General features: G+C 75.4%; 13 protein-coding genes. 6 read left to right on the forward strand and 7 right to left on the reverse strand.

Annotation, left to right across the window (positions count from 1 at the left end):
* Nucleotides 1-2 precede the first annotated feature (2 nt).
* On the reverse strand, nt 3-2,099 hold the full coding sequence (locus tag DQ244_RS02160; protein WP_113809823.1) for a bifunctional diguanylate cyclase/phosphodiesterase: 2,097 nt from the start codon (nt 2,097-2,099) through the stop codon (nt 3-5).
* Nucleotides 2,100-2,183: 84 nt separating this feature from the next.
* On the opposite strand from DQ244_RS02160, the gene DQ244_RS02165 reads away from it, so the two are divergent.
* Complete coding sequence (locus tag DQ244_RS02165) at nt 2,184-2,990, forward strand: RNA methyltransferase (protein WP_113809824.1); 807 nt, start codon at nt 2,184-2,186, stop codon at nt 2,988-2,990.
* Nucleotide 2,991: 1 nt separating this feature from the next.
* Here DQ244_RS02165 and DQ244_RS02170 read toward each other — a convergent pair whose 3' ends face one another.
* Together DQ244_RS02170 and sepH are read right to left on the reverse strand one after the other, a co-directional pair.
* A complete protein-coding gene (locus tag DQ244_RS02170; protein WP_113809825.1) occupies nt 2,992-3,465 on the reverse strand; it encodes a general stress protein in 474 nt (157 codons plus the stop codon).
* Between the two features lie 38 nt (nt 3,466-3,503).
* Entirely contained in the window at nt 3,504-4,397 is an 894-nt protein-coding gene (gene sepH / locus DQ244_RS02175; protein ID WP_113809826.1) for a septation protein SepH, read from the reverse strand.
* A gap of 234 nt (nt 4,398-4,631) precedes the next feature.
* Here sepH and DQ244_RS02180 point away from each other — a divergent pair, with 234 nt between their 5' ends.
* Together DQ244_RS02180 and DQ244_RS02185 are read left to right on the forward strand one after the other, a co-directional pair.
* Nucleotides 4,632-6,560, forward strand: a complete 1,929-nt coding sequence (locus tag DQ244_RS02180) for a prolyl oligopeptidase family serine peptidase (RefSeq protein WP_113809827.1) — start codon at nt 4,632-4,634, stop codon at nt 6,558-6,560.
* Nucleotides 6,557-8,032, forward strand: coding sequence for a circularly permuted type 2 ATP-grasp protein (locus DQ244_RS02185; protein WP_113809828.1), 1,476 nt, complete (start codon nt 6,557-6,559; stop codon nt 8,030-8,032). The genes DQ244_RS02180 and DQ244_RS02185 overlap by 4 nt, the downstream gene beginning before the upstream one ends.
* A gap of 7 nt (nt 8,033-8,039) precedes the next feature.
* Here the strand turns inward: DQ244_RS02185 and DQ244_RS02190 are convergent, their stop codons facing one another.
* The 3 genes from DQ244_RS02190 to DQ244_RS02200 form a co-directional block, all read right to left on the reverse strand.
* On the reverse strand, nt 8,040-10,592 hold the full coding sequence (locus DQ244_RS02190) for an ATP-binding protein (RefSeq protein ID WP_233491114.1): 2,553 nt from the start codon (nt 10,590-10,592) through the stop codon (nt 8,040-8,042).
* A 184-nt stretch (nt 10,593-10,776) separates the two neighbouring features.
* Entirely contained in the window at nt 10,777-11,889 is a 1,113-nt protein-coding gene (gene serC / locus DQ244_RS02195) for a phosphoserine transaminase (RefSeq protein ID WP_113809830.1), read from the reverse strand.
* A 99-nt stretch (nt 11,890-11,988) separates the two neighbouring features.
* Complete coding sequence (locus tag DQ244_RS02200; RefSeq protein ID WP_113809831.1) at nt 11,989-13,113, reverse strand: citrate synthase 2; 1,125 nt, start codon at nt 13,111-13,113, stop codon at nt 11,989-11,991.
* A gap of 125 nt (nt 13,114-13,238) precedes the next feature.
* Between DQ244_RS02200 and pdxH the strand changes: the two genes are divergently transcribed.
* Together pdxH and DQ244_RS02215 are read left to right on the forward strand one after the other, a co-directional pair.
* Nucleotides 13,239-13,895 (forward strand): pyridoxamine 5'-phosphate oxidase, encoded by a 657-nt coding sequence (pdxH, locus tag DQ244_RS02205; protein WP_233491115.1) that lies wholly within the window; start codon nt 13,239-13,241, stop codon nt 13,893-13,895.
* A gap of 76 nt (nt 13,896-13,971) precedes the next feature.
* Nucleotides 13,972-15,318, forward strand: coding sequence for an MFS transporter (locus DQ244_RS02215; protein WP_113809832.1), 1,347 nt, complete (start codon nt 13,972-13,974; stop codon nt 15,316-15,318).
* Between the two features lie 61 nt (nt 15,319-15,379).
* On the opposite strand, the gene DQ244_RS02220 is transcribed toward DQ244_RS02215, so the two are convergent.
* A complete protein-coding gene (locus tag DQ244_RS02220; protein ID WP_113809833.1) occupies nt 15,380-16,048 on the reverse strand; it encodes a UdgX family uracil-DNA binding protein in 669 nt (222 codons plus the stop codon).
* Between the two features lie 60 nt (nt 16,049-16,108).
* Here DQ244_RS02220 and DQ244_RS02225 point away from each other — a divergent pair, with 60 nt between their 5' ends.
* Nucleotides 16,109-16,564 carry a GNAT family N-acetyltransferase gene (locus DQ244_RS02225; RefSeq protein ID WP_233491116.1) on the forward strand — a complete coding sequence of 152 codons (456 nt, stop codon included), beginning with the start codon at nt 16,109-16,111 and terminating at the stop codon, nt 16,562-16,564.
* Nucleotides 16,565-16,575: the final 11 nt, after the last annotated feature.

Genomic DNA, 16,575 nt, shown 5'->3' on the forward strand with positions numbered 1-16,575 from the left:
GGTCAGCGTCCGGCGGCGACCGCTCGCGCGTGCTGCCCGGTGAGCCAGCCGGTGAGCTCGTCGGCTGGCAGCGGGCGGCTGAACAGGTAGCCCTGCGCGACGTCGCACCGCAGGTCGGCGAGCGCTTCGGCCGTGGCCGGGTCCTCGACGCCCTCGGCGACCACCGTGAGGCCCAGCTCCCGCCCGAGGTCGACGACGGAGCGCACGAGTGCGGCGTCGCCGGCCGACCCGGTCATCTCGGCGATGTAGCTGCGGTCGATCTTCAGCTCGTCCACCGGCAGCAGCTTCAGGTGGCCCATCGACGAGTAGCCGGTGCCGAAGTCGTCGATGGACAGCCGCACACCGGCGGCGTGCAGCCGCTCGAGCACGAGCTGGGCGGCCTCCGGCTCGGCGAGCAGGGCGCTCTCGGTCAGCTCCAGCCGCAGGAGCCCGGCCGGCACCCCGTGGTCCGCCAGCCGGCTGAGCACGCGGTCGGGGAGCCCGGGCAGGTGGACCGATCGCGCGGAGAGGTTCACCGCGACCGGGACGACGAGCCCCTGGTCGGCCCACGCGCGGGCCTGGGCCAGCGCGAGGTCCAGCACCCGGTCGGTGAGCGGCTCGATCAGGCCGGTCCGCTCGACGGCGGGCAGGAACTCGGCGGGGGAGAGCAGGCCGCGGTCGGCGTGCACCCAGCGCACCAGTGCCTCGACGCCCACGACCGAGCCGGTCTCCAGCGACACCTGCGGCTGGTAGTGCAGCACGAGGTGCCCCTCGGCCAGCGCGCGGCGGAACTCGGTGAGCAGCACCAGCCGGCTGCGGTCGTGGCCGTCCGCGGCCGGGTCGTAGACCTCGACGCCGCTCTGCCGCTCCTTGGCGGTGTACATGGCGATGTCGGCCCGGCGCAGGAGCGCGTCGATGTCGGTCGGGCCGTCGTCGGACACCGCGACGCCGAGGCTCGCGTCGACGTCGAGCACCAGACCGTCGACCAGGAACGGCTCGCCCAGGGCGGCACGGATCCGCTCGGCCACCGCCCGCGCCCCGGTCGGGCACATCTCGGGCAGCACCAGCAGGAACTCGTCACCACCGAGCCGGGCGACCAGATCGACGTCGCGGACCAGCGGGCGCAGCCGCGGCCCCACCTGGGCGAGCAGGCGGTCGCCGTAGCCGTGGCCGAGCGTGTCGTTGACCTCCTTGAACCGGTCGAGGTCCAGGAGCACCACCGCCACCTGGTCCTCGCCCCGCCGTGCGTCCAGCAGCTCGGTGCCGTGGGCCAGCGCGGCGGCCCGGTTGGGCAGCGAGGTCAGCTCGTCGTGGGTGGCCTGGTGGGTGAGCTGCCGCTGCAGCTCCATGCGCTCGGTGACGTCGCGGGCGGTCAGCAGGACCGCGCCGATCACCGGGTCGGCCCGGCGGTCGGAGCTGGTGACCTCCAGGTACCGCCAGCCGCCGTCGCGGTGCCGGACGCGCAGGACGAGGACCTGCGGCAGCCCGTCGGAGGAGAGGTCGAACCCGGTACCGCCCTCGCCCACGAGCAGCGGCAGGTCGTCGGAGTGGATGAGGTGCTGGGGAGGAGCGCCGAGGAGGTCCTCGGCCGGCCACCCGAGCAGGTCGCGCACCGAGTCCGAGACGAACGAGATCTCCCCGGTGGGGTCGATCAGCAGGATGACGTCACTGGTGGAGTGCACGACCGAGCGGAAGCGGCGTTCCCGGTCGAGTGCGGCGAGCATCGCGTTGAACGCGGACGCCGTGCGGGCCAGGTCGTCGGGAGCGCCGACCGGGAGCGTCAGGTCGGCCCGGGGCAGGGGTGCCGAGGAGCCGGCCGCCAGCGACGAGCCCACGGTCTCGGCCACGTCGGTCAGGCGGGTGGCCAGCAGCCGCAGCCGGGTGCCGATCACCCGGCGGGTGAGCAGCCAGTTGGCGCCGCCCAGCACCAGTCCGGCGCCGAGGCAGGCGATGCGGAACGCAGGCGCGCGGGTGTACTCGGCCGGCACCTGCAGCAGCTCGGCGAAGTACGGGAAGACGGCGCCGACGCACACGCCGAGCGCGGCCATGCCGCAGGCCAGCCTGGTGAAGACGCCCCACCCGGCTCCGACCTCCGGGACCCGCGCCCGCTCTCCTGGCATGGCGGGGGCATCGGCACTCCGGGCCGCGCGCTTGAACGACCGGCCCCCGCCGGAGGGGGAGCGGGGCCCCGGCACAATTCCGGCGTGCCCGTCCCCGTCGTCATCACCGACCCCGCCGACCCGCGGGTCGCCGACTTCCGCGACCTCAAGGCCGGCGACCGGCCGGAGGGGGCGCCGCGGGGGAGCGGGCCGGTGATCGTCGAGGGCGTGTCCGCCGTGGAGCGGCTGCTCGCCTCGCCCTACCGGGTGCGGGCGGTCTTCGGCGTGCCCGGCCGGGTCGCCGCGCTGGACCTGCCCGACGACGTGCCGGCCTACGAGGCGGACAAGTGGGTGCTGTCGGAGGTGATCGGCTTCCGGCTCACCCGGGGCGTGATCGCGTCGGCCGACCGGCGGCCGCCCGTCGAGCTCGACGAGCTGCTGACCGGACCGGATCCCGCGGCACCGCGCCGGCTCGCCGTGCTCGAGGGGCTCAACGACGCGGAGAACCTGGGCTCGATCGCGCGCTCGGCGCTCGCGCTGGGCATCGACGGGCTGCTGCTCGACCCGCGCTGCGCGGACCCGTTCTACCGGCGGTCGGTCCGCGTCTCGATGGGGCACGTCCTGGCGCTGCCCGTCGCCGTCCTGCCCGACTGGCCGGCCGACCTCGGCCGGTTGCACGACGCCGGGTACACGACCGTGGCGCTCACCCCGGCCCCCGACGCGGTCGACCTCGGCGACGTCGACCCGGTCGCCCACCCGCGCACCGCGGTGCTCCTCGGCGCGGAGGGCCCGGGGCTCACCCCCGAGGCCCAGCGGGCGGCCACCGTGCGGGCCCGCATCCCGATGCGGCCCGGGGTGGACTCGCTCGGGGTGGCCGCGGCGGCGGCCGTCGCCTTCGCGACGCTGCGCTAGGTCAGCCGCGCAGGGAGAAGCGGGCGAGGATCGCGCGGGCCTCCTCGGCGTGCGCCGGCTGGCACATCACGTCGTACCGGCTGGCGGTGATGGTGCTGGTGCTCGTGAAGTCGCGCTTGCCCCGCGTAGCGGCGTAGCCCATGCCACCGAACGCCGCCCCGAAGGCCAGACCGATCAGCAGACCGGTGAGCACCGAGCCGAGCCAGTTGCCGCCGTCCTCGGCGAAGATGCCGAGCAGCAGGCCGACGAACAGACCCCACCACGCGCCGCCGGCCGCCCCGGCGGCCAGCGCCCGGCCCATCGTGAGCCGGCCGGTCACCTTCTCGATCATCCGCAGGTCGGTGCCGATGATCGTCACGTGCTCGACGGCGAACTTCTCGTCGGAGAGGTGGTCGACCGCGGCCTGCGCCTGCTCGTAGCTGTCGTAGGACCCGACCTGGACGCCCCCGAGGGGCATCGACACCGAAGCGCTCATACCCGGTCAACTACCGGGGGAGGCGCGCTGTTCCGGGCTCAGCGGTTGCGGCGGACCCCGAAGACGATGTCCTCCCACGCGGGGATCCGGGCGCGGGGGTCCTCGTCGCCGTCCTCACCGGTGCGGCCGAGGACCACGGTGTCGTGCTCCGCGACCTCGTCGAGGAGGGCGGCCATGTCGTCGTCCTCGGGGGAGCCGTCGGGGGCGTGCACGTCGCGGACGTGCTCCTCCTGGTCCGGGTCGACCCGTGCGGGGGCCTCGGGCTCCGGCTCGGGCTCGGGCTCGGGCACCACGGACACCGGGCGGCTGCGGGGCGCCGGCGCCACCTCGGGGACCACCCGCACGAGCCGGGTGCCCTCCGCGAAGTCGGTGGTCGCGGCGTCGATCGGGGTCACCGTGCGGGTGGGGAGGTCGAAGCGCCAGCGGGTGGTGCCGGACTTCTCACCGGCCCGCCACGCGCCGGTGGCGACCCAGCTGCCGTCGTCACCGCGGAAGGCGTCCCACCGGACGGCCTCGATGTCGGTGCCGATCAGCCGCAGCCGTTCGACCATGAACTGCTGCAGGGCGACACCCGGCCCGCCGTCGGAGAGCCGGACACGGGCCTCGCGGGCCTGGTCGGCCACCCGCTCGCGCTCCTGGATCACCGGGTGGGCGAACCGCATGATCCGCTCGACCCGGGCGCCCGAGGAGGCGGCCACCTGCTCGGGGGTCTCGCCCGCGCGGATGCGCTGCTGGATCACCCGCGGGGGGAGCTCGGTGCCGCTGTCGACGTCGATCTGGATCAGCCGGCGGGCGTCGCCCCGGGCGGCCGCGCGGACGCGGTCGTCGATGGGGAGCGCGAACTTCTCGCCGTCGGAGCCGTCCGGGCCGTCCGCCACCAGGACCAGGCTCTGGCCGTCCTCGGAGAGGGCCACGAGGCGCAGCGTGCGCATGGGCGACCTCCTACCAGCCGACGGGGGACCCGGGAGGGAGCCCGGTCCCCGAGGTTATCCGGGCGCGGCGGGCGCCGCCCGCAGGCGACCCGGCGTGGCGCGCTCCGGGACGGAGCCGGGATCCCTCCGGTGGGGGGTGCGGACGAGGTGTTCGCACGCCGATGACAGGCGTGACACATGTTCGCAACGAGCTCCCCGCAGAGTGGGGCTCCGAGCCCGAGCCGAGGAGGCGCGATGGCCAGCCCGGTGACCTCCCGGCGCACGGCCGTGCCCGCAGGGCTCACGACCGGGTCGCCGCGGGGCGCGATGCCGGCACTCGAGGCCCTCGTCCCGCCCGAGACGCTGCCCGCGTCCGTCCGCGCCGCCGTCGCCGCGATCGCCGGGGCCGCCGGTGCCTGGTGCCCGGCGCCGTCCCCGGACGGCGCGCGCATCGCCTACGTCTCCGACCGCTCCGGCTTGCCGAGGCTGGAGCTGGCCGACCTCGACGGCACCGCCGCACCCGCGGTCCTGTCCGAGCCGGGGGAGGAGGTCATCTCCGTCTCCTGGTCGCCCGACGGCGCCTGGCTGACCTACCTGGTGAGCCCGGGCGGGTCCATCTGCGCCGAGCTGCACGCGGTCCGGCCCGACGGGACCGGGCACCGGGTGCTCGCCGGCGCCGATCCGCGGGCCACCGTCTTCGCCGGCGTCTGGGCCGGTCTGCGCCACTACGCCTGCTCGATCGCGCCGGGCTCCGGGCCGGACGCCGACGTCGTGCTCGTCGACGTCGTCAGCGGCGAGCTGCGCACCCTCGCCTCCGGCGGCTTCCTGTCGGTCACGGCCGTCTCGCCCGACCACCGCACCGTGCTCGCCCGCCGGGGCCCGCGGGCCTTCCGGCACGTCGTCGTCATCGACGTCGCCACCGGCCTGCAGCGCCGGGCCGTGCGGCTCGACCAGCCCGGTGGGATCGCGTCGGAGGACGGGCGGTTCTCCGACGACGGCCGATCGGTGTACCTCCGTGCCTCGCTGCCCGGTCCGCCGTTCACCGACCGCGCCGCTCTCGTGGAGGTGCCGGTGGACGCCGACGGCGTGCCCTCGCCCGGCCGCCGGGTCCTCCACCGCCCCGAGGCCGACCTCGACGGCTACGCGGTCCGCTCCGACGGCACGGTCCTCGCGCTGTGGAACGTCGAGGGCACCAGCGAGCTCTGCGTGCACGACCTCGCCGACGGCGGGCTGCTGCGCACCGTGCCGCTCCCGGGCTCGGTGCTGACCGGCTGGGCCCTGCTGCCCGGCCAGGACGCGATCGTCGCCGAGCTCAGCGGCCCGCGGTCCCCCCGGGGGCTGTGGCGGCTCCCGTTCGACGCGCGGCGCGCGCCGGAGCTGCTGAGCTGCACCCCCGGGCGGCCCGACCCCGCGCTGCTGGTGGAGCCCGTGCTGCACGAGTACGTCGCGCCCGACGGCCTGCGCCTCTCCGGGTGGCTGTACACGCCGCCCGGGCGCGGCGGTCCCAACCGCACGGTGGTCAGCTTCCACGGCGGCCCCGAGGGGCAGACGCGCCCCGACTGGTCGCCGATCACCCAGTCCATGGTCGCGGCCGGCCTCACCGTCTTCGCGCCCAACGTGCGCGGATCCGGCGGCTTCGGCCGCGCGTTCATGACCGCGGACGACGGGGCCGCGCGCGAGGCGTCGTTCGACGACGTCCGCACCACCGTCGACGAGCTGGTCACCGCCGGCATCGCGGCGCCCGGCCGGGTCGGCGCGCACGGCTGGTCCTACGGCGGCTACCTGACCCTGGTGGCGTTGACCCGGTGGCCGGAGCTGTTCGCCGCGGGCGCCTCGCTCGCCGGGATGAGCGACCTGCGCACCTTCTTCGCCGGCACCGAGCCGTGGATGGCCGCGGCGTCGGTGACCGAGTACGGCGACCCCGTGACCGACCGGGACCTGCTGGCTTCGATCTCCCCGATGACCACCCTGGACCGGCTCGCTGCACCGGTGCTGCTGGCCCACGGGGACCGCGACACCAACGTGCCGGTCGCCGAGTCGGTGCAGGCGCACCAGGCGCTGCAGGCACGCGGTGCGTGCAGCGATCTGCTGCTCTTCGCCGGTGAGGGGCACGCCATCGTGGGCCGCGAGGCGCTGGTCGACCTGGGCCAGCGGCTGGCCGCCTGGTTCGATCGCTGGCTGTGAGCGGAGAACTCTTCGCCGGTTACCCCCCTGTCCGCACCGACGAGGCCGTCGGTCCGGAGGGCCGGCTGCGCAGCGGGTGGGTGGAGCTGGCGGCTGCCCTGGAGACGGTGGGCCGCGACCGGCTGGTGCTGGCCGCGGACGACCTGGCCGCCCGCCGCCGCGCGCTCGGGGTCAGCGTCTCGCTGTGGGTGGACGGCCGGCAGGAGCTGCGGCCGGTGCCCATGGACCCGGTCCCGCGGCTGGTCGGCGCGTCGACCTGGGCGACCCTGTCGGCCGGGGTGGCCCAGCGGCACCGCGCCCTCGACGCGTTCCTCGCCGACGCCTACCGGCCCGCCGGGCGGCGTCGCGGTGACACCGACCGCGCCGCGGAGATCGTGCGCGCCGGCGTCCTGCCCGACTGGGCCGTGGCGCACAGCCCCGGCCGGGACCCGGACGCCGTCGCCATGGCCTGGCCCGGTCAGCGCCGGGCGGCGGTCGCCGGCACCGACGTCGTCCGCACGCCCGACGGGCGCTGGGTGGTGGCCAAGGACAACCTGCGGGTGCCCTCGGGCATCGGGTACGCGCTGGCCAACCGGGACAGCGCCCGCACGGCCGCACCGGAGCTGTTCCCGCACGTCGGCCGGCCGGTGGTCGACCCGGCGGACGCCGTTCCGCTGCTGGCCGCCGCGCTCGCCGCCGCCGCGCCCCCGGCGTGCTCCGGACCGGCGCGCGTCGCCGTCCTGACCCAGGGGGAGACCGACGGCGCGTGGTTCGAGCACCAGGTGCTCGCCGCGGCCCTCGACGTGCCGCTCGTGCGCGCCGGGGACCTGCACCCCCGGGGCGACGGCGGGCTCGAGGCCGTCATCGACGGCGAGCGGGTGCCCGTCGACGTCCTCTACCGGCGCTTCGACGACTCCTCGCTCGGCGCCTACCGGACCGGTGCCAACCTGCCGCTGGACGTCGCGCTCACCGAGGCGGTGCGGGCCGGCCGCCTGGGCCTGGCCAACGTGCCGGGCAACGGGGTTGCCGACGACGCCGCGGGCTACGCCTGGGTGCCGGCGATGATCCGGTTCTACCTGGGCGAGGAGCCGCTGCTGGACTCCGCGGAGACCTGGGTGCTGGCCGACCCGGCCGCATGGGCCGCGGTGCGCGGCCGCCTCGCCGGTCTCGACGTCGAGGAGGTCGCCGGGTACGGCGGCCGCCGCGTCGTGCACGGGCCGGCCTGCTCGCGCGCCGAGCTCGAGGCGCTCCGGGCGGAGATCACCGCGGCGCCGCACCGCTTCGTCGCGCGCGAGCCGCTGGAGCCCTCGACCGCGCCGACCCTGGTGGACGGCGAGCTGCGTCCGCGGCCGGTCGACCTGCGGATCTTCTCCGTGTCCGGCCCGACGACGACCACGCTGCCCCTGGCGCTGACCCGGGTGGCACCGGACGACGGCCCGGCGCGGCCCGGGGTGCCCGGCGGCGGCAGCAAGGACACCTGGCTGCTGCGCTGAGCCGCGGTCAGGTACCGGAGCGCCGGCGCAGCCGGGGTGAGCTGATCCGCACCAGCGTCCCCTCGGGGCTGGGCGTCGCGGTGACGTCCGCGAAGGCGCTCATGAGGGTCGAGCCCCGGCCTCGATCCATGCTCGGCACCCGTTCGCGCCACTGGCCGTGGTCGCGGACGGTGATCTCCACCAGGTCGTCACCGACCCGGGCGGCGACCTCGATCACCGGCTCCGACGGGTCCTGGGCGTGCTCGACGGCGTTGCTCGCCGCCTCGCAGGCGGCCAGCAGCAGGTCGTAGGCCTGGTCGTCGTCCACGCCGGCCACGTGCAGCAGCGCCCGGAGCCGGCGGCGGACCACCGGGATGGACGCGGGGTCCGACGGCAGCTGCCACTGCGCACGGTGCTCGCCCTCGCCGACGACCGGCGCGACGGCTGCCGCGGGCTTCTCCGGTGCCGGTGCCGGGGCCACGGCCACCGGAGCGGTGGGCGGCACCACCGGGGGAGCGGCGACCGGCGCCGGCTCGGCCGGGGCGGGGGTGCGGCCCGCGGCCCGGTCCAGGGAGATGCGCACCCGCGCGAGCAGCTCGGCGGCCTGGAACGGCTTGGCGAGGTAGTCGTCGGCGCCGGCCTCCAGGCCCTCCACCGAGGCCTCCTGGCCGGCCCGCGCGGTCAGCATGATGACCGGGATGGCCCGGGTGGCCGGGTCCGCGCGCAGGGCGCGCAGCAGCTCGAAGCCGTCGATCCGCGGCATCATCATGTCGGTCAGCACCAGGTCCGGGCGCCGCTCGGCGACCGCCGCGAGCGCCTCCTCGCCGTTGGCCGTCGTCCGCACCGACCAGTGCGGGCCCAGCAGCCGGGCGAGGTAGGCGCGCATGTCGGCGTTGTCGTCGACGACGAGCACGCCCGCTGCGCCGGCGAACTCGCCGTGCGGCCGGGTGGTGTCGTCCTCCCAGCTCGCCGCCTCGCCGCGGGCGGCCTCGGAGGGCGTGGCGCCCGGTGCGGCCGGCTCGGCGTCGGGGGTGCCGTAGGGGAGCGTGATGGTGAACGTGCTGCCCTGGCCGGGTTCGCTGACCACCGCGGCCGTGCCGCCGTGCAGCGCGGCCAGCTCCTGCACCATGGCCAGGCCGATGCCCGAGCCCTCGCGGGTGCGCGCCGCGGCGCCGGTCACCCGGTGGAAGCGTTGGAACAGGTGCGGCAGCTCCGCGGCGATGATGCCGACGCCGGTGTCGGTGACGGCGAGGGCGAACCCGTCGGCGTCCGCGCGCAGGGTGACGTCGATACCGCCGACGAAGGTGTACTTCACCGCGTTGGCCAGCAGGTTGACGACGATCTTCTCCCACATGCGGGGGTCGACGAACGCCGGCTGCGGCAGCGGTGGGCAGTCCACGGTCAGCCGCAACCCGGCGCGCTCGGCGGCGGAGCGGAAGATGCCGGCCAGCTCCGCGGTGAAGGTGGCGACGTCGGTGCGCACGCGGATCGGCGTCGCCCGCCCGGCCTCGATGCTGGCGAAGTCCAGCAGGTCGTTGACCAGGCGCTGCAGCCGCCGTCCGTTGCGCATCGCGAGCGCCAGCTGCTCCCGGGCGTCGCTGCCGACCGGCTGGGCGGGGTCGTCCAGGACGTCGCCGATCGGGCCGAGCAGCAGGGTCAGCGGCGTCCGCAGCTCGTGGCTGACGTCGGAGAAGAACGTGGTCTTCGCGCGGTCCAGCTCCGCCAGCGACTCGGCGCGCAGCCGCTCGGCCTCGAACGCCCGGGCGTTGGCCACGGCGGCGGCGAACTGGCCGGCCATCAGCTCGTGGAAGGTGGAGTACTCGGCGTCCAGGGCGCGGTTCGGCGACTTGCCGGCCACCAGCATGCCGACCGGGTGGGCGTCACGGGCGGCGCGCAGCGGCAGGACGACGGCCTCGGTGACCCGGCCGCCGAACGGGCCGCCGCTCACGCCGAGCAGCTCCACACCGGAGACCAGCGCGCCGGGGTCGCTCACCTCGGCCGGCAGCAGGTCGCCGTCGACGCCGATGGTGGCCGCCCGGCGGTAGGTCCCGTCGGCGGCGGAGAGATACACGGCCGCGAACGGCACGTCCAGCGCGTCACCGGCCAGGGCGGCGCACATCGCCGTCACGATCTGCTGCTCGTCCCCGAGCTGGGCGCCGACGGTGGCCAGGTCGTGCAGCAGCTGCTGGCGGCGGGCGGCCAGCAGCTCACCGGTCACCTCCGTGCAGACGGCGTGCATGCCGGCGACCCGGCCGTCGTCGCCGAAGGCAGGCGCGTGGGAGACCGTGAAGTAGGCCTCCTCCAGGTAACCGGACCGCTCCAGGGGGAGCAGCAACCCCGGCAGCCAGGACGCATCGAGCGTCTCCATGGCCTTCGCGATGGGCGGGCCGAGGGCGTCCCAGCCCTCTGCCAGCGTCTGCCGGATGTCCTGGCCGATGGCCGGGTGCTTGGCGCCGATCAGCGGGGCGTAGGCGTCGTTGTAGAACTGCAGGTACTGGTCGCCCCAGGTCAGGACCATGGGGAACTTCGAGACCAGCACCGTGCGGACGGCGAAGCGGAGGCTCGCCGGCCAGGTGCTCACGGGGCCGACAGGCGTGCTCGCCCAATCGTAGGCGGCCATGATCCGGCCCGCCTCGCCCCCAGCGGCGAACAGGTCGCCACCAGCAGGTCCCGACGGGTCTTCCGGGCCCACGCTCACCTCCTACCGGTTGACTGCACTTGACCACACGAGCCGCGTTCCCGGTCCCGGGACGAGGTCCTGTGCTTCAGAGCCGCTCGACCACGTGGTCGATGCAGGCGGTCAGCGCGCTCACGTCGTCGGGGTCGACCGCGGGGAACATGCCCACGCGCAGCTGGTTGCGGCCCAGCTTGCGGTAGGGCTCGACGTCGACGACGCCGTTGGCGCGCAGAATCGTCGCCAGCGCGGCGGCGTCCACCGAGTCGGCGAAGTCGATCGTGCCGACCACGTAGCTGCGGTGGTCGGGGTCGGCGACGAACGGCGTCGCGTACTCCGACTCCTGCGCCCAGCGGTAGAGCCGGCTCGAGGACTCGCGGCTGCGGGCCACGGCGCCGGAGAGCCCGCCGAGGCCGAGCATCCACTGGATCTGGTCGGCCAGCAGGAAGAGCGTCGCGACGGCCGGGGTGTTGTACGTCTGGTCCTTGGTGGAGTTGTCGACGGCGATCGACAGGTCCAGGAAGCCCGGGATCCAGCGGCCGGACGCCTTGATCTCGGCGACGCGCTCGAGGGCGTCGCCCGACATCAGGGCCACCCACAGACCGCCGTCGGCGGCGAAGGACTTCTGCGGCGCGAAGTAGTAGACGTCGGTCTGCGAGACGTCGACGGGGAGACCACCGGCACCGGAGGTGGCGTCGACGAGCACGAGCGCGTCGTCGGTGCCGGCCGGCCGCGCGATGGGCGCCATGACACCGGTCGAGGTCTCGTTGTGCGCCCAGGCGTAGGCGTCAACCCCGGGGGTCGCGGTGGGCAGCGCCAGCGAGCCGGGCTCCGCGGTCACGACCACCGGGTCGCCGAGGAAGGGGGCCTCCTTGGCGCCGGAGGCGAACTTGGCCGAGAACTCGCCGTAGGTGCCGAAGGCGGCGCGGTCGCGGATCAGGCCGAGCAGGGCGGCGTCCCAGAAGGCCGTCGTCCCGCCGTTGCCGAGCACGACCTCGTATCCGGCGGGCAGGTCGAACAGCTGGGTGAGGCCCTCGCGCACCTGCCGGACGAGGTTCTTCACCGGCGCCTGCCGGTGCGAGGTCCCCATGATCGCGGCGCCGTCGGCCGCCAGCGCCCGCAGCGCCTCGGGGCGCACCTTGGAGGGACCGCACCCGAACCGGCCGTCCGCAGGCAGGAGCTCGGCGGGGATCGTGATGCTCATCCGGGGCGGTGCCTTCCAGGGTGGGGAGGGAGCGGACGGCGGACGCCGACGGCCCGGGTCGCGGTGCGGACCGGGCCGTCGTCGTCGATGGCGGAGCGGCTAGGCCGGCGAGGTCGTGGCCTTGGTCTTGATGGTGTCCCAGCCCTCGACGGCCTCGGGCTTGCGCGAGTCGGGACCGACGTAGCGGGCCGACGGGCGCACGAGGCGGCCGGTCTCCTTCTGCTCGAGGATGTGCGCGCACCAGCCGGCGGTGCGGGCGCAGGTGAACATCGAGGTGAACATGTGGCTCGGGACCTCGGCGAAGTCCAGGACGATGGCCGCCCAGAACTCGACGTTGGTCTCCACCGGCCGGTCGGGACGCCGCTCGCGCAGCTCCTTGAGGGCGGCGTTCTCCAGGGCGAGGGCGGCCTCGAAGCGCGGGGCGCCGAGCTCCTGGGCGGAGCGGCGGAGCACGCGGGCGCGGGGGTCCTCGGCGCGGTAGACCCGGTGGCCGAAGCCCATCAACCGCTCCTTGCGGTCGAGCAGGTCCTTCACGTACTTCTCGGCGTCGCCGGTCTTCTCGACCTCGTCGAGCATGTGCAGCACGCGAGAGGGGGCGCCGCCGTGCAGCGGGCCGGACATGGCCCCGATCGCACCGGACATGGCGGCGGCGACGTCGGCGCCGGTGGAGGCGATGACGCGGGCGGTGAAGGTGGAGGCGTTCATGCCGTGCTCGGCGGCCGACGTCCAGTACGCGTCGACGGCGGCGACGTGGCGGGGGTCGGGCTCGCCGCGCCAGCGGACCATGAAGCGCTCGACGATCGTGGCGGCCTCGTCGACCCGGGACTGCGGCACCGCGGGGGTGCCGATGCCGCGGGCGGACTGGGCGACGTAGGACAGCGCCATGACGGCGGCGCGGGCCAGCTGGTCGCGGGCCTCCTCGGCGGAGATGTCCAGCAGCGGGCGGTAGCCCCAGAAGGGGGCCAGCATCGCCAGGGCCGCCTGGACGTCGACGCGCACGTCGCCGCTGTGCACCGGGATCGGGAACGGCTCGGCCGGCGGGAGGCCCGGGCCGAACTTGCCGTCGACCAGCAGGGCCCAGACGTTGCCGAACGTGACCTTGCCGACCAGGTCCTCGATGTCGACCCCGCGGTAGCGGAGGGAACCGCCGTCCTTGTCCGGTTCGGCGATCTCGGTCTCGAAGGCGATGATGCCTTCCAGGCCGGGTACGAAGTCGTCGGCCATCTCGCATGCTCCTCTGCGCGCGGGACCACGTGCGCGCTGGAGAGCCGCACGATTGCCTGCCGACCCTAGGCGGTCCCCGGCTGCCCGGCACACGGGGGTCCGCGCCGCGGTGTCAGCATGGGCGTGTGCCTGACCTGCCGGACCTCGCCAGCATGCGCCGCGACTACGACGCCGGACGCTTCGCCGAGGAGGACCTCGCGCCCACCTGGCTGGAGCAGTTCGACCGGTGGTTCGGCGACGCGGTGGCCGCGGGGATCCCGGAGCCCAACGCCGTCGTCGTCGCCACGGCCGACGCCGACGGGGCGCCCGACGCCCGCATCGTGCTGATGAAGGGGTACGGCCCCGACGGCCTGGTGTTCGGCACGAGCTACGCGTCGGCCAAGGGCGCCCAGCTCGCGGTGAACCCCCGCGCGGCCCTGGTCTTCCCGTGGCACCCGATGCAGCGGCAGGTGCGGGTGGCCGGCCGGGTCGAGCGGATCGGGGACGCCGCCTCCGACGCCCTGTGGGACCCGCGACCGCGCGGGGCGCAGCTGGCCGCGGCGGCCTCGCTGCAGTCGACCGTCGTCGATTCGCGGGAGGAGCTGGCCGGGCGCGTGCGGCTGCTCGACGAGCAGACCCTCGAGGGCAAGCTGCCCCGGCCGGCCGCGTGGGGCGGTTACCGCGTGGTGCCGGAGCGGGTGGAGTTCTGGCAGGGCGGCGGCGACCGGCTGCACGACCGGCTGCGCTTCGTCCGGGATGACGCGGAGGGCGGCGGCTGGATCGTCCAGCGGCTCGCCCCGTGAGCGAGCAGGAGCGTGAGCATCGCAGCGAGGGACGAGCGAGGAGCGGAGCGGTCCGCGCGAGCGAACCGATGACACCGTGAAGGAGGACCCGGTCGACCCGGTCGACGCGGAGCAGGCGGGTCGCGGGGTCGAGGAGCCGGTCCCGGAGCCGGTGCGGAAGCGCCGCGGCCTGGCCCTGGACACCACGCCGCTGCGGATCCCCGCCTTCCGCCGGCTCTTCGGCGGTGTCGCGGCCACGATGATCGGCCAGCAGATGACGCTGGTCGCCGTCCCGTTCCAGGTCTACGCGCTCACCGGCAACTCGCTCTACGTCGGTCTCACCTCGGTCGTCGCGCTGGTGCCGCTGGTGGTGTTCGGGCTGCTCGGCGGCGCGATCGCCGACGTCATGGACCGCCGGAAGCTGATGCTGGTCACCTCGACCGGGGCCGCGGTCACCAGCGCGCTGCTCGCGCTCCAGGCGCTGCTCCCCGGTGGGGGCGACCTGGTGCTGCTGTGGGTGCTGACCGCCTTCGTGTCCGGGTTCGCGGCGGTCAACCAGCCGGCCCGCAGCGCCGCGATCCCGGCGCTGGTCGGGACCGAGCTGGTGCCGGCGGCGAACGCCCTGGCGATGACGGTGCGGCAGGCGGGCGTGATCGCCGGGCCGCTGCTCGCCGGCGTGCTGATCAGCCAGGGCGAGCTCTTCCTGGCCTACGTCATCGACGCCCTGGGCTTCCTCGCCGCGGCGCTGCTCCTGCGCGGGCTGCCCCCGCTCCCGCCGGGCGGCCGCGTGGTGAAGCTGAAGCTGGGGGCGGCGGTCCGGGGCGTGGGGGAGGGCTTCACCTTCCTGCGCACGCAGCCGGTGCTGCTGATGACCTTCGTCGTCGACATCATCGCGATGCTCTTCGCCTGGCCCAACGCCGTCTTCCCGGAGCTGTCCGAGGGCCGGTTCGCCGGCTCGCCCAACGCCCTGGGCTGGCTGTTCGCCGGGGTCTCGATCGGTGCCCTGGTCATGGGGCTGACGTCGGGCTGGGTGTCGCGGATCGACCGGCAGGGCGCCGCCGTGCTCGGGGCGATCGCCGTGTGGGGCGTCGCGACCATCGGCTTCGGGCTGGCGCAGTCGCTGTGGCTGGCCGTCCTGTTCCTCGCGATCGCGGGCGCCGGCGACATGGTGAGCGCCGTGCTCCGCTCCTCGATGCTGCAGCTCGCCGCCCCCGACGAGATGCGCGGCCGCATGCAGGGCGTGTTCATCGTCGTCGTCGCCGGAGGCCCGCGGCTGGGCGACCTGCGCGCCGGGGCCCTGGCGAGTGCGGCGGGCGTGACCGCCGCGATGGTGTCCGGCGGGGTCGTGGTGGTGCTCGCGATGGTCGCCGTCGCGCTGCTGGTGCCCTCGTTCTGGCTGTTCCGCGCCTCCCGGTCGACCGTGGAGACCCCGCCGGCCCGGTGATGTGCGGTCAGGGCGCGTTCCAGGGCGGGGAGCCCGCCACCGCTGCACATCGCTGCGGTCGTCAGGCGAGGGCGTGCGCGACCACCGCGAGGTCGGCTACCAGCGCGGCGTAGGCGGCGTCGCGGGCCTCGTCGGGCGTGCGCAGGATGGCCGAGGGGTGCGTGGTCGCGAGGATCCACGTCTGGTGCGCGGCGTCCTCGTCGTCGTCCTCGGTGGGTGCGGGTGCGCCCGGCGGCGTCCACGGCATCAGCCGGCCGTGGTCCTGGGTGATCCGGAACGACGGCGCGATGAGCGACTTGGCCGCCGTCGCGCCCAGGGCCACCACGACCTCGGGCTGCAGGAGGGCGAGCTCGGCGTCCAGCCACGGGCGGCAGGCCCGCAGGTGCTCGGGCCGAGGCGTCTGGTGGATGCGCCGCTTGCCCTTCACCGTGTGCGAGAAGTGCTTGACCGAGTTGGTGATGTAGCTGTCCCGCCGCTCGATGCCGGCCTCGGCCAGCGCCTTGTCCAGCAGCCGTCCGGCGGGACCCACGAACGGCTCGCCCTTCCGGTCCTCCTGGTCGCCGGGTTGCTCGCCCACGAGCACGACCCGCGCCGTGCCGGGGCCCTCGCCGAACACGGTCTGGGTCGTGTCCTGCCACAGCTCGCACGCCCGGCAGCCGGCCGCGGCCGCGCGCAGCTCCTCCAGCCCGACCCCGGACGGCGGCTCGGCGATGCCGTTGCGCTCGCTCATGGTCCGATGACACCGCACCGGGCATCCCGGCGCGACACGGCGTCGCTAGCGTGGGCGCCCGTGGCGCGGTCCGACGGGTACGAGTTCGACGACGACCTCGCGCGGGTCGACGTGGACGCGGTGTGGGCGTTCCTGTCCGAGCACGTGTACTGGGGCAGGTGGCGGTCGCGCGCCGACTTCGACCGGCAGCTCGCCGCCTCCTGGCGGGTGGTGGCCTGCTACGAGCAGGGCACGGGTGCGACGGTCGGCTTCGCGCGGGCGGTCTCCGACGGCGTGGGGTTCGCCTACCTCGGCGACGTGTTCGTGCTGCCCGCGCACCGCGGCCGCGGTCTCGGGGTGCGCCTGGTCGAGGAGATGGTCGAGCGGGGACCGGGCGCCGGCTTCCGGTGGCTGCTGCACACCGACGACGCCGGCGGCCTGTACGAGCGCTTCGGCTTCGCGCCCGCGTCGACGGTCATGGAGCGGCGGCACGGCACGGAGCGCGCGGACGGGGAAGCGGTACCGGAGAGTTCGTGAGCACCGCTACG

Origin of the sequence: Blastococcus sp. TBT05-19, assembly GCF_003319095.1 — a bacterium.
Lineage (GTDB): Bacteria > Actinomycetota > Actinomycetes > Mycobacteriales > Geodermatophilaceae > Blastococcus.